Source organism: Pseudomonas sp. GW821-FHT04D07 (genome assembly GCF_059420225.1).
In genome coordinates, this window is record NZ_JBWKTH010000010.1 from 89780 (window position 1) to 111753 (window position 21974).

The 21974-nt window shown below is 62.9% G+C and carries 14 protein-coding genes and 2 pseudogenes; 7 read left to right on the top strand and 9 right to left on the bottom strand.

The annotated features are described in order from the left end of the window. Positions 1–78 precede the first annotated feature (78 nt). Positions 79–1971: a penicillin-binding protein 2 gene (mrdA, locus tag AC07T0_RS14655; protein ID WP_495001864.1), complete on the bottom strand. Its 1893-nt coding sequence runs from the start codon at positions 1969–1971 to the stop codon at positions 79–81. A 241-nt stretch (positions 1972–2212) separates the two neighbouring features. Here mrdA and AC07T0_RS14660 point away from each other — a divergent pair, with 241 nt between their 5' ends. The 4 genes and pseudogenes from AC07T0_RS14660 to AC07T0_RS14675 all read left to right on the top strand — a co-directional run bounded on the left by AC07T0_RS14660 (position 2213) and on the right by AC07T0_RS14675 (position 5145). Continuing rightward, positions 2213–3337 carry an MFS transporter gene (locus AC07T0_RS14660; RefSeq protein WP_495001865.1) on the top strand — a complete coding sequence of 375 codons (1125 nt, stop codon included), beginning with the start codon at positions 2213–2215 and terminating at the stop codon, positions 3335–3337. A gap of 165 nt (positions 3338–3502) precedes the next feature. Beyond that, positions 3503–3592, top strand: a pseudogene (locus AC07T0_RS14665) (gamma-glutamylcyclotransferase); the annotation flags it as partial. A gap of 94 nt (positions 3593–3686) precedes the next feature. After that, positions 3687–4433 (top strand): SDR family oxidoreductase, encoded by a 747-nt coding sequence (locus AC07T0_RS14670; protein ID WP_495001866.1) that lies wholly within the window; start codon positions 3687–3689, stop codon positions 4431–4433. Between the two features lie 121 nt (positions 4434–4554). Next, positions 4555–5145: a GNAT family N-acetyltransferase gene (locus AC07T0_RS14675; protein ID WP_495001867.1), complete on the top strand. Its 591-nt coding sequence runs from the start codon at positions 4555–4557 to the stop codon at positions 5143–5145. 121 nt (positions 5146–5266) lie between these two features. Here AC07T0_RS14675 and mapR read toward each other — a convergent pair whose 3' ends face one another. The 4 genes and pseudogenes from mapR to AC07T0_RS14695 form a co-directional block, all read right to left on the bottom strand. Further along, positions 5267–6685, bottom strand: coding sequence for a GntR family transcriptional regulator MpaR (gene mapR, locus AC07T0_RS14680; protein ID WP_495001868.1), 1419 nt, complete (start codon positions 6683–6685; stop codon positions 5267–5269). A 211-nt stretch (positions 6686–6896) separates the two neighbouring features. After that, positions 6897–8309 carry a cytochrome c oxidase accessory protein CcoG gene (ccoG, locus tag AC07T0_RS14685; RefSeq protein ID WP_495001869.1) on the bottom strand — a complete coding sequence of 471 codons (1413 nt, stop codon included), beginning with the start codon at positions 8307–8309 and terminating at the stop codon, positions 6897–6899. 206 nt (positions 8310–8515) lie between these two features. Next, a pseudogene (locus AC07T0_RS14690) lies at positions 8516–8754 on the bottom strand (DUF3203 family protein). A gap of 71 nt (positions 8755–8825) precedes the next feature. Next, positions 8826–8984, bottom strand: coding sequence for a hypothetical protein (locus AC07T0_RS14695; RefSeq protein ID WP_495001870.1), 159 nt, complete (start codon positions 8982–8984; stop codon positions 8826–8828). 251 nt (positions 8985–9235) lie between these two features. On the opposite strand from AC07T0_RS14695, the gene AC07T0_RS14700 reads away from it, so the two are divergent. The 3 genes from AC07T0_RS14700 (at position 9236) to glgB (ending at position 16940) form a co-directional block, all read left to right on the top strand. Continuing rightward, positions 9236–11233: an alpha-1,4-glucan--maltose-1-phosphate maltosyltransferase gene (locus tag AC07T0_RS14700; protein WP_495001871.1), complete on the top strand. Its 1998-nt coding sequence runs from the start codon at positions 9236–9238 to the stop codon at positions 11231–11233. Between the two features lie 146 nt (positions 11234–11379). Further along, entirely contained in the window at positions 11380–14712 is a 3333-nt protein-coding gene (gene treS / locus AC07T0_RS14705) for a maltose alpha-D-glucosyltransferase (protein ID WP_495001872.1), read from the top strand. Next, positions 14712–16940 (top strand): 1,4-alpha-glucan branching protein GlgB, encoded by a 2229-nt coding sequence (gene glgB, locus AC07T0_RS14710; protein ID WP_495001873.1) that lies wholly within the window; start codon positions 14712–14714, stop codon positions 16938–16940. Before treS ends, glgB begins: the two co-directional genes overlap by 1 nt. 116 nt (positions 16941–17056) lie before the next feature. On the opposite strand, the gene AC07T0_RS14715 is transcribed toward glgB, so the two are convergent. From AC07T0_RS14715 to AC07T0_RS14730, 4 genes are all read right to left on the bottom strand, one after another. After that, complete coding sequence (locus tag AC07T0_RS14715) at positions 17057–18103, bottom strand: autotransporter outer membrane beta-barrel domain-containing protein (protein WP_495001874.1); 1047 nt, start codon at positions 18101–18103, stop codon at positions 17057–17059. A gap of 308 nt (positions 18104–18411) precedes the next feature. Further along, complete coding sequence (locus AC07T0_RS14720) at positions 18412–19164, bottom strand: PIG-L deacetylase family protein (RefSeq protein ID WP_495001875.1); 753 nt, start codon at positions 19162–19164, stop codon at positions 18412–18414. A gap of 141 nt (positions 19165–19305) precedes the next feature. Then, a complete protein-coding gene (gene glgX, locus AC07T0_RS14725; RefSeq protein WP_495001876.1) occupies positions 19306–21465 on the bottom strand; it encodes a glycogen debranching protein GlgX in 2160 nt (719 codons plus the stop codon). Between the two features lie 210 nt (positions 21466–21675). Continuing rightward, complete coding sequence (locus tag AC07T0_RS14730; protein ID WP_495001877.1) at positions 21676–21960, bottom strand: DUF2934 domain-containing protein; 285 nt, start codon at positions 21958–21960, stop codon at positions 21676–21678. Positions 21961–21974: the final 14 nt, after the last annotated feature.

A 21974-nucleotide genomic window follows, 5' to 3' on the forward strand; every position in this document is an offset into this window, starting at 1 on the left:
CGAGTCGGACTCAAAGCATGCGTATGACACCGAACCTGTGGGAGCGGAGCTTGCCCGCGAAGAGGCCGGCAGCCTCAACTAAACCTTCGGATCCTCATGCGGCTTGAGCGGCCGCGCATATTCGGGCTTGAGCTTGCCATCCTTGTCCAGCAGCCAGGCATCGAGAATCTCCCGCACCACGGGACCGGCGACCCGACCACCGGCCTCACCGTTCTCGATCATCACCGAAATCACGATTTGCGGGTCTTCCGCCGGGGCAAAACCGACGAACAGGGCGTTATCTCGATTGCGCTCCGAAGTCTTCAAACGGTCATAACGCTCACCCTGCTTGATCGCCACCACCTGCGCCGTGCCGCTCTTACCGGCAATGCGATACTGCGCGCCGACCGCCGCCGCCCGGGCGATACCACGCGGATCGTGCATCACCAACTGCATGGCGTAGTTGACCTGCTCCCACTGCCTGGGGTCATGCAGCACGATATTGGGAATCGGATTCTCATCCACCGGCGCAACCTGGCCGATGGTCCGGGCCAGGTGCGGACGATTCCACACGCCCTTGTTGGCGATCAGGGTCGTGGCCTGGGCCAGTTGCAGCGGCGTGACCTGCATATAGCCCTGGCCGATGCCGAGGATCACCGTTTCGCCGGGGAACCAGGCCTGGCGCCGGGTCGTGCGTTTCCACTCGCGGGACGGCATCAGCCCCGGCGATTCCTCGAACATGTCCAGGGAGACCTTCTGCCCGACGCCGAACTTGTTCAGGTAATCGTGCAGGCGGTCGATGCCCAGCTTGCTCGCCAGGTCATAGAAGTAGGTGTCGTTGGAGCGCATGATCGCCGCGTTCAGGTCGACCCAACCGTCGCCGCTGTGGTTCCAGTTGCGGTATTTGTGGTCGACATTGGGCAACTGGAAGTAACCGGGGTCGAACACTCGGGTGGAGGGTGAGATCACGCCGCTGTCCAGGCCGGCGATGGCCACTTCCGGCTTGATGGTCGAACCCGGGGCGTAGAGCCCGCGCAGGGCACGGTTGAACAGCGGGCGGTCGAGGGAGTCGCGCAGGGCTGAATAATCCTTGGCGCGGATCCCGGTGACGAACAGGTTCGGATCGAAACTCGGCTTGCTGACCATTGCCAGCACTTCACCGGTCTTCGGGTCGATGGCGACCACCGCGCCCCGCCGGTCGCCCAGGGCCTTCTCGGCGGCTTCCTGCAAATTGATATCCAGGCTCAGGACAATGTTCTTGCCGGGAATCGGATCGGTATGCTTGAGCACCCGCATCACCCGGCCCTGGGCGTTGGTCTCGACTTCCTCGTAGCCGACATGGCCGTGCAGCTCGTTTTCGTAGAAACGCTCGATGCCGGTCTTGCCGATGGACTGGGTGCCGCGGTATTCCACCGGGTCGAGTTGCTTGCTTTCCTTTTCGTTGATCCGGCCGACATAACCCACCGAATGGGCGAAATGGTCGCCCAGCGGGTAGTGCCGGACGAACTGCGGCTCGACCTCGACGCCCGGCAGCTTGAACTCGTTCACCGCCAGCAGGGCGATCTGTTGTTCGGTCAGTTCGTAGAGCAGGGTGACCGGCTCGAACGGGTGGCGCGACTGTTTGAGGATCTTGGTGAACATCGTCCGGTCTTCTTCCGGCAGATTGAGCACGCTCATCACCGTGTCCAGCACCTGGCCGACGTCACCGGCGCGCTCGCGGGTCAGGGTCATGTTGAAGCTGGGCTGGTTGTCGGCGAGGACCTGGCCGTTGCGGTCGAGAATGAAGCCGCGTTCCGGCGGGATCGGCAGGACGTGGACGCGGTTGTTTTCCGAGACGGTGGAGTTATAGGAAAACTCGGTGACCTGGAGGAAATACAGGCGGGCGACCAGGCTGCCGGCCAGCCCCAGGACCAGGATGCCGCACGCCAACAAGCGCTTGTTCACCAGGCGCTTTTCGTTCTCGTGATCCTTGATATGAATGGGATCGGTCATGAGGAACCTGTTTTGTGCAAAGAAAATTGAATATGAACGGAGCAGCTAAAAGGAAAAAGTATATAGGCGGCTATTTAAATCGGCGCACACGATACCAAGAAGCGCTCGCTTCCGGGGCTTATTTCGCAAGCAGGGTACCCAATGGTCGAACGGAGATCAGAGAGCAGAAAAATATTGTCATCGATTGTTTCAACCCGGCATGCTGGCAGGCTTCTTCCCCCCCTGCGGAGACCCGTCCCAGATGCCTGCCGTGGCTGCCCACCCGACCGACTCCGCCTCCCGCCGTTCCGCCACCGTCCTCGCCTTGTGCCTGCCCAGCGACGTGCTGCTTTACCTGTTGTTGCCCATGAACACCCAGGCCTTTGGCGTGACCTTGGCCCAGGCTGGGGTATTGCTGGCGGCCAACCGACTGGTGCGGATCTTCGGTTACAGCTATGTGCTGCGCTATTACGCCCGCCACGGCGATCGCTCGACCCTGATGCTGGCGGCCGGGGCCGCCGCGTTCTGCGCCCTGGGCAACTCGCTGATCTCCGGCTTTGGCTGGTTATTGCTGCTGCGCCTGGTCTGGGGCCTGTCGTTTGCCGCGATGAACCTGTCGACGCAGGTGCTGGCGACCCTGGAGCCGAGCGGTGCCGCGCGCCGGGCGGGGCGTTCGCGGGGAGTGATTGCCATCGGCCCGATGATCGCCTTGTCCGTGGGCGGCTGGTTGAGCCTGCACTTCGGGCCCCGGCTGATTTTCCTGCTGCTCTGCGGCACGGCGCTGATCGGGCTGTGGGTGGCGCGCGGGCTGCCGACGCTGGGGCATGAACTGGCAGCCCCTTCCGGGCGTCGCTTCAAACGGCCGGACAGTGTCGCGATGTGGTCCTTTATCGAAGGCGTGGCGCTGGACGGGTTGTTTATCTTCGGTTTGTCGTTGCAGGCCTCCGCCGTATTGGGTGGCAATGCGGTGATCATCGCCGGGATATTGATGGCCCTGCGTTATGTCTCGGAAATGCTCCTCAGCCCCTTGGGCGGTCGGGCCGCCGACAGTTATGGCGTGGTGCGCATGTTGCTGTTGTTCTCGATCCTCAGCGGCCTGGCCCTGAGCGCCTTCGGCAGCCATTGGCTGATTCTTGGTGCCGGCGCGGTACTGATTCTGCGGGCCTTGCAACTGCCGCTGGTGGTGACCCTGGTGGCCGAGCGCAATCCGGGGGCCGGACGGGTCCAGGCCCTGGCCTCGAATGCGGTGTGGCGCGATATCGGTGCCGGTGTCGGCCCGTTGCTGGCGGGAGTGTTACTGCCGGTGGCTTCGGCCAGTTGGGTGTATTCCCTGGCCGGTCTGGCAATTGCCCTGAGCGCGCTGGGTTGTGTGGTCTGGCGGCGCTAGGCGATTGGTACTGCCCAGATCGGTCGGAATGGACCTTTCCATGAGTCGGGCGTGACTTTCATGTCGCCAAGGAGCGGGCGATGCTGGGGGCAGGGCTGTCAGTTGCGCAGGTCCTGGGTGTTGATTTTCCGCATCGGGCGGCCAGGGGGGGGATCGGCTCGGCATTCGGCGGATGCCTATGAAGTCTCCGACTACAAGCGCGTCTCGGTCCGCCTGGCCTCCGGCTTGGATGCCTGGGTTTATGTAAGCGTTTAGTACAAAGCTTGCGACCTTCGGCGACTACACAAAAGCAGTCGTCGACGAGTATGCTTTTGCGACAAGGCTACAGGTTGAACGAGGGAGCGGAGTTATGGACAAAGTCATCGTCATCACCGGCGGCAGTCGTGGTATCGGCGCCGCCACCGCGGTACTCGCCGCGCAGCAGGGTTATCGCATTTGTATCAACTACCTGGCGGATGAGGAAGCGGCCCTGCGGGTGCTGGAGCAGGTGCGCGGGCTGGGTGCCGTGGCCATTGCCGTGCGCGCCGATGTCAGTATCGAGGATGAGGTGATCCGCCTGTTCAATCGGGTGGACGCCGAGCTGGGGCCGGTCACCGCCCTGGTCAACAATGCCGGGACCGTCGGACACAAGTCTCGGGTCGATGAAATGTCCGAATTCCGTATTCTGCAAACCCTGAAGGTCAACACCCTGGCGCCGATCCTCTGCGCCAAGCATGCGGTGCGGCGGATGTCACCGCGCCATGGTGGCCAGGGCGGTAATATCGTCAATGTGTCTTCGGCGGCGGCGCGTCTCGGCTCGCCCAACGAATACGTGGATTACGCCGCTTCCAAGGGCGCGCTGGACACCTTTACCCTCGGTTTGTCCAAGGAGCTGGCGGGCGAGGGCATTCGCGTCAATGCCGTGCGCCCGGGTTATATCTACACCGAGTTCCATGCCCTGAGCGGCGATGCCGACCGGGTCAGCAAACTGGAATCGGCCATTCCCATGGGCCGCGGCGGTCGCGCCGAAGAAGTGGCAGAGGCGATTGTCTGGCTGCTCTCGGACAAGGCTTCCTACGCCACCGGGACCTTTATCGATCTGGCGGGTGGCCGTTAAGTCGGTTTTTGCGCCGGTCATGTCGCTCGGGCACATCGACCCGTTGAGCGCACGCCTCACACTGTAACGCCGGCGCCAGGGCTTTGCCTGGCCGCCGACCGACCGTTACAGGGATCCCCGAATGACCGTTATCTTTCGTCCGGCGCTACGCTCGGATGCCCGCGAGATTGCCCGCCTGTTCCAGATTTCCTCGGAAGGGGCATCCGACTATATCTGGAGCCAGCTGGCTGAAGGCGCCGAATCCTTGCTGGATGTCGGTGAGCGGCGTTATGCCCGCGAGGGCGTGGATTTTTCTTATGAGAACTGCCTGATGGCCGAGGTGCAAGGCCAGGTTATCGGCATGTTGCACAGCTATCCGATGTTTGAAGACCCGGATGCGACGCCGAGCAGCGATCCGGTGCTGGCGCCGTATGCCGATCTGGAGATTCCCGACACCCTTTATATTTCCAGCCTGGCCCTGCATGAGGGCTGGCGCAACCAGGGCTTGGGCGCACGCTTTCTTGAATATGCTCGCCAACGCTGTCAGGCCCTTGAGCTCAAGGGCCTGAGCCTGATCGACTATGCAATGAATACAGGTGCCTGCCGCTTCTATCAGCGTCATGGCTTTACGATTGTCGGTGAATGTCAGATCGTGCCGCATCCAATGATTCGCGTGACCGGCGCGGCGTATCTGATGCACCGGCCCCTGAATACGACCACGGCTAACAGTTAAATGCGGTCCTTGAGGGAGCTGGCTTGCCGGCGATGGCGGTCACATGGTCGATGCAAGACTTGCGGGCCTCATCGCTGGCAAGCCAGCTCCTACAGGGGGCGGTGTTCTTGAGATTGTGTGGTCACTGCTCCAGCAATGACCGCACAATCCGTCCCAGGGTCTCCATCGCCTGCTCCGACACCTCGTTCCACGGGCTGCCGTAATTCAAACGGATGCAGTTGCGAAAACGTTGGGTCGGCGAAAAGATCGGTCCCGGGGCGATGCTGATGCCCTGGGCCAGGGCGATCTGGAACAGTTTCAGCGAATCCAGTTGTTCCGGCAGCTCCAGCCACAGGAAGTAACCGCCGCTCGGCTGGCTGACCCGCGTCTGCGCCGGGAAGTAACGGGCAATCGCCGCCAGCATGGCGCTCTGTTGTTCCTCCAGGGCATAACGCAGTTTGCGCAGGTGCCGGTCGTAGCCGCCGTTTTGCAGATAGTCGGCCAGGGCCGCCTGGGCCGGCATCGAGGCGCACAGCGAGGTCATCAGCTTGAGTCGCTCGACCTTCTGCGCGTAACGTCCCGCCGCTACCCAGCCGATGCGGTAACCCGGCGCCAGGCTCTTGGAGAAAGAGCCGCAATGCATCACCAGGCCCTCGGTGTCGAAGGCCTTGGCCGGTTTCGGCGCCTGTTGGCCGTAATAAAGCTCGGCGTAGACATCGTCTTCGATCAGTGGCACCTGATGCTGGCGCAACAGCTCCACCAGCGCCTGCTTTTTCGTCTCGGGCAGGGTCGCGCCGAGAGGGTTCTGGAAGCTGGTCATGCACCAGCAGGCCTTGATCGGATGGCGTTCCAGGGTCTGGGCGAGCACCCCGAGGTCGATGCCGTCGCGCGGATGCACTGGAATCTCCACCGCCTTGAGCTTGAGCCGTTCCAGCACTTGCAGGCAGGCATAGAAGGCCGGGGCCTCGATGGCCACCAGGTCGCCGGGCTCGGTGACGGCCTGCAGGCACAGGTTCAGCGCCTCCAGGGCGCCGTTGGTGATCAGCAGTTCCTCCATGGGCAGCATCAGCCCGCCGACCATGTAGCGCAGGACGATCTGCCGCCGCAGTTGCGGGTTACCCGGCGACAGGTCGGTGACCACCATGCGCGGGTCCATCTCGCGGCTGGAACTGGCCAGGGAGCGGGACAGGCGTTGCAGGGGAAACAGCGTCGGGCTCGGGAAGGCCGAGCCGAAGGGCACGGTGGCGGGGTCCTTGATGGAGTCCAGCACCGAGAACACCAGTTCGCTGACATCCACTTCGGTGGACTCGCTGACCTGGCTGCTGATCGCCGGCTCCGAGAACGGGCTGGGGGTGTGGGCGTTGACGAAGTAGCCGGAGCGCGGCCGAGCGCGGATCAGACCGCGGCGCTCCAGCAGGTAGTAGGCTTGGAACACGGTCGACGGGCTGACCCCGTAGGTCTGGCTGGCATAGCGCACCGATGGTACACGCTGGCCGGGGCCGAGGACGCCGGTGCGGATCAGCTCAGCGATGTCGTCGGCGAATTTTTCGTAGCGTTTCATGGCAACTCGATTGGTTTGGCGGGTGGGCCCTGATATCCGTCGATCAAGGTGGAACGCAGTTCCTGTGGGAGCCAGCTTGCCGGCGATGAGGCCAGTAAGTCCTGCATCGCCTGATCGGGCGCTATCGCCAGCAAGCCGGCTCCTACCGTTTTGCGGCGCTTTCAATACGGGCTGATCGGCGCCAGGGCCACCCCTTGGGGATTCTAAGGCATCAACGGTTCAGCGGGGCGACAAAGCGGCTCTTCGCCACGCTGTAGACCTCGGGTTGGTCGTTGTCGAGCACTTTGAAGCTCACCTCCTGCGAGCTGCTTTTCGGCCTGTCGCCGAGCATCGCCACCGACACCGGCAGGTCGACGATTTCACCCGCCGCCAGGTTCAGTTCGGTCTTGCCCTGCAACTGGAAGCCATCGCTGTCCTGCAGTTCCAGGCGATAGCGCTGGGGCTGTTGGGTCTTGTTGATGACCTTGAGGCTGTAGATGTTCTCGATCTGGCCCTGGCTGTTTTCCCGGAACAAGCCACGGTCCTTGCTCACGTCCAGCGAGACCATGGGCCGTTCCACCAGGGCTGCGGCCAACGCGCCGATCATGATCAGCAGCACGGCGCTGTAGCCGATCAGGCGCGGGCGCAGCAGATGGGTCTTGCCACCTTGCAACTGATGTTCGGAGGTATAGCTCACCAGTCCACGGGCGTAGCCCATCTTGTCCATGATCGAATCGCAGGCGTCGATGCAGGCCGCGCAACCGATGCATTCCATCTGCAGGCCGTCGCGGATGTCGATGCCGGTGGGGCAGACCTGCACGCACATCTGGCAGTCGATGCAATCCCCCAGGCCGACACTGGCCGGCGCTACCTCGCGTTTGCGCGGGCCACGGTTTTCACCCCGGGCGGGGTCGTAGGAAATGGTCAGGGTGTCCTTGTCGAACATGACGCTCTGGAACCGCGCATAGGGACACATGTGCATGCACACCGCTTCGCGCAGCCAACCGGCGTTGATATAAGTGGCCGCGGTGAAAAACAGCACCCAGAACAGGCTGACACCGCCGATCTGCAGAGTCATCAGCTCCTGGGCCAGCGGTCGGATCGGTGTGAAGTAACCGACGAAGGTCAGCCCGGTCAGCAGGCTGATCCCCAGCCACAAGCTGTGCTTGGCGGCGCGCCGGGCCAGCTTGTTCAGGCCCCAGGGCGCGGCTTGCAGCTTGATGCGTTGGTTACGCTCGCCCTCGGTGACTTTCTCGCACCACATGAACAGCCAGGTCCATGAGCTTTGCGGGCAGGTGTAACCGCACCAGACCCGACCGGCGAACACGGTGATGGCGAACAGGCCGAAGGCACAGATGATCAGCAGGGCCGAGAGCAGGATAAAGTCCTGGGGCCAGAAGGTCGCACCGAAGATATGGAAGCGGCTTTCGGCCAGATCCCAGAGCACCGCCTGGCGGCCGCCCCAGTTCAGCCACACCGTGCCGAAGAACAACAGGAACAGAAACCCGCCGCCACCCAGCCGCAGGTTACGGAACAGCCCGCTGAAGCTGCGGGTGTGGATCAGTTGGTCGGTGGACCTGGCCTTCAGCCTCGCACGTGCAGGCTCGAAGGTTTCAACACTCTGGACGGGGATTCTCTCGCTCATGGTCTGTCGCTCGTCAGCCTCCATCAGGCCTGGGCACTATGCCGAGCGAACTGTTTGCATAACAGACTCAGGTATTTGAATAAAAAGCGGATCAGATGGTCGACCTCGGTAGCCTGCGACAGCTTGTCCCAGTCTGTGCCGCTCGCTGCGGTCGTGCCCTGTGGCGCCAGACGCAAAGGCCGGGCGGCGCTGCTGACACAGGTCAATCAAATCACCGAATCACCGTCACTCACCTTTACATGGTGGCGGCTGTCGATGGCGCTGGCGACGGTCAGGGCGTCGGCCTCGGCTTCGGTCACCCGATAAACCGGTCGTCCAGTTCGGCGCGGGACATGCTTTTGCCGTCGTCGGTATTGATTCGCACGGCACTGGTCGGGCCATGCAGACGGATATCGCCTTGCTCCAGGGCACAGGTCTGGGTCGAGGGTTGGATATGCACAGGCATGGTGCTCGCCTTGTGTTCTGCCGATAGCGCGGCTGAAGCGCCATTCCCGTCTATGCTTCAGGCGCGCTGCGTCAGGCGATCACCGGTGGCATGCTGGTTGGCGGATCGGTCCTGGGCGGTGGTGTGCTGTCCGGCGGCTCCTGCGTCGGTATCGGCTGCGGCTCCGTCGGTGGCAGGGTCGGTTGGTCGATATTGGGATCTGGCGTTTCTGCCGGAATCGGAATATTCATGAAGCTGGCCTCCTTTATGCGTGCTGCAGGTGTGGCGCCCTTTTTGGGATCCGGACACCCCGTAAAGCGGTGGACCCTGCCCGGGTGTTTTTGACTCCCGCGTTATGACGAGTGGCGTTTCCCGACAAATCGGTCTGAACTTTTGTTCCGGTAGCGGGCTCCGAATTGAAGCGACCTTTTTCAGGATGAAGCCGGTGGCCATGCCGATCACGCAGAGTGGAGCGTCCATGGGGCGTAAGGAGTGATGCTCGATGACAGCCGATAAACCGTTGGACGAGGAAGGCACTGAAGTCCTGCCCTTGTCCCAGGCCTTGCTGCTGCCGCGCATCGCCATTGAAGACGTGACGCCGACCATTGATGGCGGGCAGTTCGCGGTCAAGGCGGTGGCGGGGCAGGAGTTGGTGGTAAGCGCCAAGGTGTTCGCCGACGGCCACGACAAGCTGGCGGTGCTGCTGGCCTGGAAAAACCTCGGCGAGGCCGACTGGCAGCGCACGGCCATGACCGATAAAGGCAACAACGCCTGGCGGGGCCGCTTGCGGGTCGGCGACCAGGGGCGCTATGTCTATCGGATCGAAGCCTGGATCGATCAGTTCGCCAGCTTCTGCTACGAACTGGAGAAGAAGTTCGTCGCCGGTGTGCCCATCGATCTTGAATTGCAGGAGGGACGGGCGCAGGTGCTGCACGCCATCGAGCGTAGTCATGACGAGGTGGCGATGGGCCTGACGGCCTTGCACGAGGAGTTGCTGCACCTGTCGAACGATGGTCAGGTCGAGCGCTTTCTCAAGCCCGCCACGGCGGTGCTGATGCGCAAGGCCGACCACCATGCCTACCTGAGTCGTAGCTACGACTACCCGCTGGACGTGGAGCGCAGCCTGGCGCAGTTCGCCAGCTGGTACGAGCTGTTTCCGCGTTCGGTCACCGACCGGGCGGCCCGTCACGGCACCTTCAACGATGTGCACAGTCGCTTGCCGATGATCCGTGACATGGGCTTCGACGTGCTGTACTTCCCGCCGATCCATCCTATCGGTCGCAGTTACCGCAAAGGCCCGAACAATGCCCTGATTGCCGGCCCCGACGACCCGGGCAGTCCCTATGCCATTGGCAGCGAGGAGGGCGGGCACGAGGCGATTCACGCGCAACTGGGCAGCCGCGAGGATTTTCGCCGGTTGGTCAGTGCCGCGGCCGAGCATGGCTTGGAAATCGCCCTGGATTTCGCCATCCAGTGCTCCCAGGACCACCCCTGGTTGCAGCAGCATCCCGGCTGGTTCAACTGGCGGCCGGACGGCAGCATCAAATACGCGGAGAACCCGCCGAAAAAATACCAGGACATCGTCAACGTCGATTTCTATGCCGCCGAGGCGATTCCCAGCCTCTGGGTCGAGCTGCGGGATATCGTACTGGGCTGGGTTGCGGAGGGGGTGAAGATCTTCCGTGTCGACAACCCCCACACCAAGCCGCTGCCGTTCTGGCAATGGCTGATTGCCGACGTGCGCGGCGTCCACCCCGAGGTGATGTTTCTCGCCGAGGCGTTCACCACGCCGGCGATGATGGCGCGCCTGGGCAAGGTCGGTTATTCCCAGAGCTACACCTATTTCACCTGGCGCAACAGCAAGGCCGAGCTGGCGACCTATTTCACCGAGCTGAACCAGTCGCCCTGGCGTGAGTGCTACCGGCCGAATTTCTTCGTCAATACACCGGATATCAACCCGGCCTTTCTCCACCATTCCGGGCGCGCCGGGTTTCTTATCCGCGCGGCACTGGCAACTATGGGCTCGGGGCTCTGGGGCATGTACTCGGGCTTCGAGCTGTGCGAGTCGGCGGCGTTGCCGGGCAAGGAGGAATACCTGGATTCGGAGAAATACGAGATCCGTCCGCGGGACTTCAATGCGCCGGGCAACATCATCGCCGAGATCGCCCAGCTCAATCGTATCCGTCGCCAGCACCCAGCCTTGCAGACGCACCTGGGGTTGCAGGTCTACAACGCCTGGAACGACAACATCCTGTATTTCGGCAAGCGCACGGCGGACCTGCGCAGCTTCATCCTGGTGGCCGTCAGCCTTGATCCGCATAACGCCCAGGAAGCGCACTTCGAATTGCCCTTGTGGGAATTCGGCCTGACGGATGACGCCGCCACCCGTGGCGAGGATTTGATGAACGGCCACACCTGGACCTGGTACGGCAAGACCCAGTGGATGCGCATCGAGCCGTGGCACCAGCCGTTTGGCATCTGGCGCATTCAACCGCTTTGACAGGCAGGGCTCGGTTCTGTGGGAGCGGTGCTTGCCCGCGAAGAGGCCCTTAAGACCGCCGGAAGCTTCGCGGGCAAGCACCGCTGCCACAAGTTCCCGCAGTAAAGCTGTTGCCTGCAGTCCGACTGATTCGACAGGAGTTATTCATGGCGAAGAAAACCCGCCCAGCCAGCTTTATCGACGACCCGCTTTGGTACAAGGACGCGGTGATCTACCAGGTTCACGTCAAATCCTTCTTCGACTCGAACAACGACGGCATCGGTGATTTCCCCGGCCTGATCGCCAAGCTCGACTACATCGCCGACCTCGGCGTGAACACCATCTGGCTGTTGCCGTTCTACCCCTCGCCACGCCGCGACGATGGCTACGACATCGCCGAATACCGTGGCGTGCACAGTGACTACGGGACCATGGCCGATGCCAAACGCTTTATCGCCGAAGCCCACAAGCGTGGCCTGCGGGTCATCGCCGAGCTGGTGATCAACCACACCTCCGACCAGCACCCCTGGTTCCAGCGCGCGCGCCTGGCCAAGCCCGGCTCCAGCGCCCGCAAGTTCTACGTCTGGTCCGACACCGATGACAAATACACCGATACCCGGATCATCTTCCTCGACACCGAGAAGTCCAACTGGACCTGGGACCCGCTGGCCGGTCAGTATTTCTGGCACCGCTTCTACTCCCACCAGCCGGATCTGAACTTCGACCACCCGCCGGTGCTGCAAGCGGTACTGGCGGTGATGCGCTACTGGCTCGACCTGGGCATCGACGGCCTGCGGCTGGATGCCATTCCCTACCTGATCGAGCGTGACGGCACCAACAACGAGAACCTGCCCGAAACCCACCAGGTGCTCAAGAAAATCCGCGCTGAAATCGATGCGCATTATCCCGACCGCATGCTGCTGGCCGAGGCCAATCAATGGCCGGAAGACACCCAGCTGTATTTTGGCGAGCCGAAGGGCGACGGTGGCGACGAATGCCATATGGCCTTTCACTTCCCGCTGATGCCGCGCATGTACATGGCGTTGGCCCAGGAGGATCGCTTCCCGATCACCGACATCCTGCGCCAGACCCCGGAAATTCCCGCCAATTGCCAATGGGCGATCTTCCTGCGCAACCACGATGAGCTGACCCTGGAAATGGTCACCGACCGTGAGCGCGACTATCTCTGGAACTACTACGCCGCCGACCGCCGGGCACGAATCAACCTTGGCATCCGCCGGCGCCTGGCGCCGCTGATGGAGCGTGACCGCCGGCGCATCGAACTGCTCAACAGCCTGCTGCTGTCGATGCCGGGCACGCCAACCCTGTATTACGGCGATGAAATCGGCATGGGCGACAATATCTACCTGGGCGACCGCGATGGCGTGCGCACGCCGATGCAGTGGTCCATCGACCGCAACGGTGGCTTCTCCCGCGCCGACCCGGCCAGCCTGGTATTGCCGCCGATCATGGACCCGCTCTACGGCTATCAGACGGTGAACGTCGAGTCCCAGGCCGGCGATCCCCATTCGTTGCTGAACTGGACCCGCCGCCTGCTGGCGGTGCGCAAGCAACAGAAAGCCTTCGGCCGTGGCAGCCTGAAAATGCTCTCGCCGAACAACCGCCGCATCCTTGCCTATATCCGCGAATACACCGGGCACGACGGCAAGAATGAGCTCATCCTCTGCGTCGCCAACGTGTCCCGCACCGCCCAGGCGGCGGAGCTCGAGCTGTCCGCGTTCGCCGGCCGGGTGCCGGTGGAGATGCTCGGTGGCAATGCATTCCCGCCCATCGGCCAGCTCAACTTCCTGCTGACCCTGGCACCCTATGGTTTCTACTGGTTCCTGCTGGCCACTGAAACGCAAATGCCCAGCTGGCACGTGGAGCCGGTGCAGAGCCTGCCGGACTTCACCACGCTGGTGCTGAAGAAACGCATGGAAGAACTGCTCGAAAGCCCTTCGCGCACGGCCCTGGAGCAGACCATCCTCCCGGAATGGCTGCCCAAGCGGCGCTGGTTCGCCGGCAAGGATACGGCGCTCGAACAGGTGCGCCTGGTCTATGGCGTGCGCTTCGGCGATCCGCAGCACCCGGTGCTGCTGGGTGAAGTGGAAGTCACGGCGGGCGGCCAAAGCAGCCGTTACCAGTTGCCATTCGGGTTTCTGGCCGAGGAGCAGACCAGCGCCGCATTGCCGCAACAGTTGGCCATGGCCCGGGTCCGCCGTGGTCGGCAAGTCGGCTTGATCACCGATGCGTTCAGCCTTGAACCGTTTATTCGCGCGGTGATCGATGGCATGCGCGGCGACACGGTATTGGTCGGTGGCGACGGCACGCTGCATTTCCAGGCCACGCCCGAACTCAAGGCCTTGGAGCTGCCCGCCGACATGACGGTGCGTTACCTGTCTGCCGAGCAGTCCAACAGTTCGGTGGTGGTGGCCGAGCGGATCATGCTCAAGCTGATCCGCAAGGTCGGTGCCGGTGTACACCCGGAGCTGGAAATGAGCGCCTACCTCACCGCCGCCGGTTTCCGGCATATTTCACCGTTGCTCGGCTCGTTGGTACGCCGCGATGCCGAGGGCGAAGACAGCCTGCTGATGATTGCCCAGGGGCTGCTCAACAACCAGGGCGATGCCTGGAGCTGGACCCAGAACAACCTGGAGCGGGCGATCCGCGATGAATTGGCCGATGCCGTTTCGGAACACGAGCAGCATTACAACGCCCTCGGTGAACTGGCGGATTTCGCTGCCTTGCTCGGTCAGCGCCTGGGTGAAATGCACCTTGTGCTCGCGGCGCCTACCAACGATCCGGCCTTCAGTGCGCAAGTGAGCACGGACAAGGATGTCCAGCGCTGGAGCAAAACGATCAGCCAGCAGATGGCGCGCGCCTTGCAGTTGCTCAAGCAGCATCAGCAGGCGTTGCCGGCGGACGAGCAGGCACTTGTGGATCGTCTGTTGCTGCAGAAAAAAGCTATTCTCGGCGATATCCAGAAGCTCGCCGGTCAACTGGTGGGCGGCCTGCGCCTGCGGGTCCACGGCGACTTGCACCTGGGCCAGGTGTTGGTGGTGCAGGGCGATGCTTACCTGATCGACTTCGAAGGCGAGCCCGCCCGCTCGTTGCAGGAACGGCGCGGCAAGCACAGCCCCTACAAGGATGTCAGCGGGGTGCTGCGTTCGTTCGATTACGCCGCGGCCATGGCCTGCAACAGCGCCAGCCACCTCGATCCGTCCAGCGCCGGGCCGGCCAGCCGGCGTGTCACCCAGCGTTACCTGAAAGAAGCGCGCAAGGTCTTTATTCAGGCATATCGGCGAGCGACGGCTAGTCTTGTTCAAGCGTGGCAGCATCCGGCCGGCGAAGAAGCGGCCCTGACCCTGTTCAGCTTGGAGAAAGCCGCGTATGAAATTGTCTATGAGGCGGAAAATCGCCCGACCTGGCTCGGCGTGCCATTGCACGGTTTGAGTGGGTTGTTGAGTGAGATGAAAACCTTGTCCGGTGGAGAGCAGTGATGAGTTTGAGCAAGGAACAAGGTCAATCCGTGAACCGTGCATTGCCCGCGAAGAAGGATATCGAGGCCCTGGTACGGGCCGAACACCAGGACCCGTTCGCCATTCTCGGGCCCCATGACGACGGTGCCGGGGGCCAGTATATCCGTGCCTTTCTGCCCGGCGCCCTGGGCGTCCAGGCCTTGGCCCGCGACAGCGAGGAGGTCCTGGGCAGCCTCGACAGCACCGAGGTGCCGGGATTGTTTGTCGGTCATGTCGCCCAGCAGCAGCCCTATCTGTTGCGTATCCAATGGGCCGCGGGGGAGCAGATCTGCGAGGATCCCTACAGTTTCGGGCCGTTGCTGGGGGAGATGGATCTCTACCTGTTCGCCGAAGGCAACCATCGCGACCTGAGCGGCTGTCTCGGTGCCCAGGTGACCCAGGTCGAGGGGGTCGACGGTGTGCGTTTCGCGGTCTGGGCGCCGAATGCCCGGCGGGTCTCGGTGGTCGGCGACTTCAATATCTGGGACGGGCGCCGGCACCCGATGCGCCTGCGCCACCCCAGCGGGGTCTGGGAAATCTTTGTGCCGCGCCTGCGTCCGGGCGAGGCCTACAAGTACGAGATTCTCGGCAAGGACGCGATCCTGCCGCTCAAGGCCGACCCCGTGGCCCTGGCCTCCCAGTTGCCGCCGGACACCGCTTCACGTGTCGCCGCGCCCCTGCGCATCGACTGGCGGGACCAGGCCTGGATGGCATCGCGCGGCGCCCGGCATCGGCACGATGCGCCGCTGTCGATCTATGAACTGCATGCCGGCTCCTGGCAGTGCGAGATCGATGAAATCGGCGAAGTGTCCCGCCAGTACACCTGGGGCGAACTGGCCGAACGGCTGATTCCCTATGTCCAGCAACTGGGCTTCACCCATATCGAACTGATGCCGATCATGGAGCATCCGTTTGGCGGTTCCTGGGGTTATCAGCCGCTGTCGCAGTTCGCGCCGAGTGCGCGTTATGGCAGCCCGGATGACTTCGCCGCCTTTGTCGATGCCTGCCACCGGGCTGAAATCGGTGTGATCCTTGACTGGGTGCCAGCGCATTTTCCCACGGATACCCACGGCCTGGCGCAGTTCGACGGCACCGCCTTGTATGAGTACGGCAACCCGCTGGAAGGTTTTCACCAGGACTGGGACACCCTGATCTACAACCTCGGGCGCACCGAGGTGCACGGCTTCATGCTGGCCTCGGCCCTGCACTGGCTCAAGCATTTCCATGTCGACGGCCTGCGGGTGGACGCGGTGGCGTCGATGCTCTACCGCGACTATTCGCGCAAGGCTGGCGAGTGGGTACCGAACCGCCACGGTGGCCGGGAAAACATCGAGGCTATCGAGTTCCTGCGTCATCTCAACGACGTGGTGGCCCTGGAAGCCCCCGGCGCCCTGGTGATCGCCGAGGAGTCCACGGCCTGGCCGGGTGTCAGCCAAGGCACCCAGCAGGGCGGGCTGGGTTTCGCCTACAAATGGAACATGGGCTGGATGCACGATTCGCTGCACTACATCCAGCAGGACCCGGTGTACCGCGCCCATCATCACAATGAGCTGAGTTTCGGCTTGGTGTATGCCTGGTCCGAGCGCTTTATCCTGCCGATTTCCCATGACGAAGTGGTGCACGGCAAGCATTCGCTGATCGACAAGATGCCCGGCGACCGCTGGCAGAAGTTCGCCAATCTGCGGGCCTACCTGAGTTTTATGTGGGCGCACCCGGGCAAGAAACTGCTGTTCATGGGCTGTGAGTTCGGCCAGTGGCGCGAGTGGAATCACGATCAGCAACTGGATTGGTACCTGCTGCAATACTCCGAGCACCTTGGGGTGCAGAAGCTGGTGGGTGACCTGAACCGCCTGTATCGCCAGGAGCCGGCGCTGTACGACCAGGACGATGTGCCCCAGGGCTTCCAGTGGTTGATCGGCGACGATGCGACCAACAGCGTCTACGCCTGGTTGCGCTGGAGCCGGGAAGGCCGACCGCTGCTGGTGGTCGCCAACTTCACGCCGGTGCCGCGTGAGGCCTATCGGATCGGCGTACCCTTTGCCGGGCAATGGAAGGAGGTGATCAACAGCGATGCGGCGATGTATGCCGGCTCCAACTATGGCAATGGCGGCGGGGTTTCCTCCGAGGACCACGCCAGCCATGGCCAGGCCTCGTCGCTGGTGCTGAACCTGCCGCCACTGGCGGTGTTGATGTTGCGACCGGAGGGCTAGCCTGTAGGCACCGGGCTTGTCGGATCGCCGCACCGCCGCGAAGCTTTTAGCGTTTTCGCGGGCCGCTTCGCGAGCAAGCTCGGCTCCTACAGTGACCGTGTTCGGGCTTGATCGTGCTACCAGCGCATCCGCACCCCGACGTTGCCGATGATGCCGTTCAGGCCGGTGTCGTCGGAGGTGCCGCTGTAGTCCGCGCTGACATACAGGCTGACTGTCGGCGACACCTTGGCTACCAGGCCCAGCCCCAGCTCCACGGTGGAGCTGTTGCGACTGATGGCGATCTTGTCGACCGGTTCCAGGCTCAGGGAGTTGCCGCTGCCGAATGTGTGCCAGAAGTTGGTCCGCAGGTAGGGCTCCACGGGCAGGCCGTGCACTTCATAACTGCCCCTGAGACTGGCACCGATCCGGCCACTCCAGGACGATGGGTCGGCGGACGTAGTCGCCTGCCCGGGACTGTCCACGCTACCTTGCTGGTTGACCACCTGGGCCTGGGGTTCGATCACCCAGTCCCGGCCCAGTCCGATCGGGAATCCACCCTCCAGCGAAAACGTCATCTGCCGCGAAGCCTGGCCTTGCAGAATGCCCTGGTCGGAGCGGGTGTAGAGCGTACTCTGGTTATTCATGGCGGTCAGGTTGACATGCCAGCCCTGTTGCCCGGTCAGGCTCCAGAACGCGCCGAGATTATTACCTTGGGGACTCAGGCCATCCATGCGCGGGTCGCGTGGTGCGGTGACAAAACCATCAGCCCGATCCAGTGCGCCGCTGCTTCCGGTAAAGACCCCGGCGGTCAATGTCTGGCCGCCGCTGCGATTGCTGTAAAGGCCGGGAATAATCAGCAGGTCGCCAAAGGCGCCGGAAAACAGCGGATCGAGGTTACCGACCTCACCCTGGCCCAGCGTGCGGTCCTGGAAGCGAACCGTCGGATGGGCATCAGCGCTGCTCGATACAATGCCGGCGAACCGCCAGCCCGGCAATTGGCCGCTGCTGTTCAGTATTGGCAATCGACCCAGTGGCAAGGGCGCGAGCGTGTCGCCCTGGTACCAGGGGTGGAGGTCTTCTTCGAGAGGTGCTGCCTGGAGTTCAAGGGCGCAGCACAGTAAAAGCACAGTCGAAATCGTATCAGCCGTGGTCCTCAGGCTGCGGTGGGTCATGAACGTTTTCATCGGGTGTTCCTTGCTGTCGCATAAATACCTGAATTGGCGCCTCTCCTGCCCCCGAACGAGGGACGGCCGAAATCATCGAGGCAAACCGCCGGCGACCCGCTATGGCGGGCATCCGAAGGCTTGTCCCTTGGGTTTTGAAACCGGGGGTAGTCACTTGTAGCTAAGGAGAGCCGCAGGTCTGCGTCAAGAAAATAACTAATAAATAGATCTGTTTGATCAGGTTTTGCAAGTCATTGAGTAATCGGCTATTTGGTCTATTCGTGCTGATTCTGAGCGGGACCGGGAAGAGCGGCTTGGCCCTGTGTTTTTCAGATAAACACCATCTCGAACGGTTGCCGCGCCCGTTCAATCAGGGTCGGGGCCAGGACCGGTGGCAGTCCCAGTTCCGGATCGCCTTGCAAGTGGCTGTGGTAGGCGTGCGCGGCGTGCAGCTTGCGGGCAATACCCCAGGTATCGAGGCGGATCTTGCGGGCCCGGTGCCAGGGGATCAGGCCTTCGTCGCGCAAGGGTCGGAACCAGGCATGCATGGGGATCTCCAGCAGCGTTGCGCCGCTGGCGACGCAGGCCTGGGCGGCGGCGCGGCCGACGCTGTCATGATCGGCAATGCCGTCTTCGCGCCAAGTGGTCAGCACCACGTCGTCGGGGCGCAGGTAGCGCCGCAGGAATTGGCTGAGCGGTTGTTCCTGCTGTTCCAGCGCCCCGTGGCGAAAGCCGCCGCGAAGCCATTTCAGCCGGTGCAGTTCCAGGCCCAGGCGGCGTAAGGCTTCGGCGCTTTCCTGGGGGCAAACCACACTCAGGCGGCTTGAGGGCCAGAGGGTCGAGCCGGGGTAGAGGGCACTGCCGTCGGTAATCGAGATCAGCAGCAGCGGGTGTTCGAGGGTGGCGAGCAGTTGCAGCAGGCCGCCGCAACAATGCACTTCGTCACCGGGATGTGGGGCGATCACCACCGCCCGGGCCCCGGGCCGGATCAGGCGGTGCAGGCCAATGGTCGGGACACGGGCCAACTGCCGCGAGTTCCAGATCAGCGGCGCAACTTCGTTGCGTGCGGCTTGGGTGCTCATGATATTTGTCACTTCCTTGTGTGGACTTGCACGCATCCTCCATCAGCCTTGATGTGTCCGGTGTCGCCTGGCGACCCGGGAATGCGCGGGTGAGTATCGCCCATATAGATTGAAATGCGACGTTTATTGCGGAAAAAAACCTCAGGTTTCTTCGTCAGGTTGTAACTCGAACATCACCAGCGAGCGTCCGGTGAGGGTGTATTCGCGGTTGAAGGCAAAACGCTCCTGGCCCTTGACCTGCGGGTCGTTGGTGTCGAGCACGCAGGTCCAGTCCAAGCCTTGCGGCACTTCCGGCAAGCGGAAGTTGACGCCGTCGTGGTGGGCATTGACTGCCAGCAGCAAGGTCGCATCGGCGCCGGTGCGGGAAACACCGGAGACCTGGGCGCGGCCGTCGAGCAACATGCCCAGGCAGCGGCCATTGCCGTCGTGCCAGTGTTCGGTGGTCATTTCCTGGCCGTCCGGCGTCAGCCAGGTGACGTCCTTGATCCCCAGTTGCTCGTTGTAGTCGCCGACCAGGAAGCGCCCGCGGCGCAGGATGGGGTAGGCCAGGCGCAGCTTGATCAGGCGCTTGACGAACTTGAGCAGCGACTTGCCGTCTTCATCCAGCGTCCAGTTGACCCAGCCGATTTCACTGTCCTGACAATAGGCGTTGTTGTTGCCATGCTGGGTGCGGGCGAACTCGTCGCCGGCGACGATCATCGGCGTGCCCTGGGCCAGCAGCAGGGTGGCGAAGAAGTTGCGCATCTGCCGCAGGCGCAGGGCATTGATCTGCGGATCGTCGCTGGGCCCTTCGATGCCATGGTTCCAGGACAGGTTGTTGTTGCTGCCGTCCTGGTTGTTTTCGTCGTTGGCTTCGTTGTGCTTGTCGTTGTACGACACCAGGTCGTGCAGGGTGAAGCCATCATGGGCGGTGATGAAGTTGACCGAGGTGTAGGGGCGTCGCCCGCGCTGGTCGAACAGATCGCCGGAAGCGGTCATGCGCCGGGCGAAGTCGGCGAGCTGGCCGTCATCGCCTTTCCAGAATGCGCGCACGGTGTCGCGGAAGCGGTCGTTCCACTCGGCCCAGCCCGGCGGGAAGCCACCCACCTGATAGCCACCGGGGCCGCAGTCCCAGGGTTCGGCGATCAGCTTGACCTGGCTCAGTACCGGGTCCTGGCGACAGGCGACGAGGAAACTGTGCCGCTCGTTGAAACCGTCGTGATAGCGGCCGAGGATGGTCGCCAGGTCGAAGCGGAAACCGTCCACGTGCATTTCCGTGGCCCAGTAGCGCAGCGAGTCGGTGACCATTTGCAGCACGCAGGGGTGGCTCAGGTCGAGGGTGTTGCCGGTGCCCGAGTCGTTGATATAAAAGCGCTTGTCCTCGGGCATCAGCCGGTAGTAGGAGGCGTTGTCGATGCCGCGCATGGACAGTGTCGGGCCTTGCTCGTTGCCTTCGGCGGTGTGGTTGTAGACCACGTCAAGGATCAGCTCCAGGCCGGCGTCGTGCAGGTGTGCGACCATCTCCTTGAATTCGGCGATCTTGCCGCTGGCCAGGTAGCGCGGGTCGGGCGCGAAGAAGGCGATGCTGTTGTAGCCCCAGTAGTTGGTCATGCCTTTGTGCAGCAGGTGCTGGTCGTTGACGAAGGCATGGATTGGCAGCAGTTCCACCGAGGACACCCCGAGCTTGCGGATATGTTCCAGCACCTCGTCGACCATCAGTCCAGCGAAGGTTCCGCGCACCGCTTCCGGCACCGCGGGATGACGCATGCTGAAGCCGCGTACATGGGTTTCATAGAGCAGGGTGCGCTCCCAGGGCACGTTGACCCGCTGGTCGTGGCCCCAGGTGTGAGCCGGGTCGATGACTTTGCTCTTGGGGACGAAGGGCGCACTGTCACGTTCGTCGAAGCTGAGGTCGGCGTCAGGGTGACCGATGGTGTAGCCGAACAGCGCCTCGGACCATTTCAACTGGCCGACCAGTTGCTTGGCGTAGGGATCGATCAGCAGTTTGTTGGGGTTGAAGCGGTGGCCGTTCTGCGGGTCGTAGGGGCCATGCACCCGATAACCGTAGATCAACCCGGGATGGGCGTCGGGCAGATAGCCGTGGAAGATCTCGTCGGTGTATTCGGGCAGTTCGAGGCGTTCCAGTTCCACTTCGCCGTTGGCGTCGAACAGGCAGAGTTCGACCCGGGTGGCGTTGGCGGAAAACAGTGCGAAGTTGACCCCCAGGCCATCCCAGGTGGCCCCGAGCGGGAAGGGCAGGCCTTCGCGGATTCGCGAGGCCTGGGCTTCGAGCGTGGGTTCGGGCTTTTTCGGCTTGGACATGGGCGCTCCTGCGGGTGTGTTCTTGAAAGCCCCACGTGACGGTTGGAGATCGTCTTGACCTCGCGCTCGCAACGAGGGTCAACGCGGTCGCTGTGGGAGCCGGCTTGCCGGCGATGAGGCCCTTGAGCCTTGTGGTGCTCATCCGGACGCTATCGCTGGCAAGCCAGCTCCTACACGGTTTGTGGTGCTTTCACTGTTGCTGACTGATGTTCAGCCGGCTGACGGCTTGCGGGGTGCTCGGGGTTTCTTTTCGGCGGTCGGTTTGGTGGCGGCGGTAGCCGATTTCGGCGCCGCTTTCGGGGTGGCCGCGGGCTTGGCGGCGACCTTGGGCTTGGCGGCGGGTTTGGTCACGGTCGGTTTTTTCGGTGTCAGCGCCTCGGCTTCCGCCAGCTTGCGCGCCATCTCCCAATGCCGGGCCTCCTGGCCCTCGGGGCGGCCCTCCGACTCCCAGATCTGATAAGCAAACTCACGGATGCGTTTTTCGTCGGTACTCATCGCCATGCTCCTGA